This window comes from Vibrio sp. 1CM8B, assembly GCF_023161685.1.
Taxonomy (GTDB): Bacteria; Pseudomonadota; Gammaproteobacteria; order Enterobacterales; family Vibrionaceae; genus Vibrio; species Vibrio coralliirubri.
In genome coordinates this window covers 1-561 of record NZ_JALNTU010000033.1, presented here as the reverse complement: position 1 = coordinate 561, position 561 = coordinate 1, and the positions used below count along the sequence as shown (strand labels likewise).

1 rRNA gene is annotated in these 561 nt (G+C 53.3%); it reads right to left on the bottom strand.

Going from position 1 to position 561, the window contains the following annotated elements:
• Window positions 1-561: ribosomal RNA gene (locus MSG36_RS23805) — 16S ribosomal RNA — on the bottom strand; the annotation flags it as partial.

The following is a 561-nucleotide window of genomic DNA, read 5'->3' as shown; positions in this document are numbered from 1 at the left end:
TCCCGAAGGCACACCTGCGTCTCCGCTGGCTTCTCTGGATGTCAAGAGTAGGTAAGGTTCTTCGCGTTGCATCGAATTAAACCACATGCTCCACCGCTTGTGCGGGCCCCCGTCAATTCATTTGAGTTTTAATCTTGCGACCGTACTCCCCAGGCGGTCTACTTAACGCGTTAGCTCCGAAAGCCACGGCTCAAGGCCACAACCTCCAAGTAGACATCGTTTACGGCGTGGACTACCAGGGTATCTAATCCTGTTTGCTCCCCACGCTTTCGCATCTGAGTGTCAGTATCTGTCCAGGGGGCCGCCTTCGCCACTGGTATTCCTTCAGATCTCTACGCATTTCACCGCTACACCTGAAATTCTACCCCCCTCTACAGTACTCTAGTTCACCAGTTTCAAATGCAGTTCCGAGGTTGAGCCCCGGGCTTTCACATCTGACTTAATGAACCACCTGCATGCGCTTTACGCCCAGTAATTCCGATTAACGCTCGCACCCTCCGTATTACCGCGGCTGCTGGCACGGAGTTAGCCGGTGCTTCTTCTGTTGCTAACGTCAAGAGA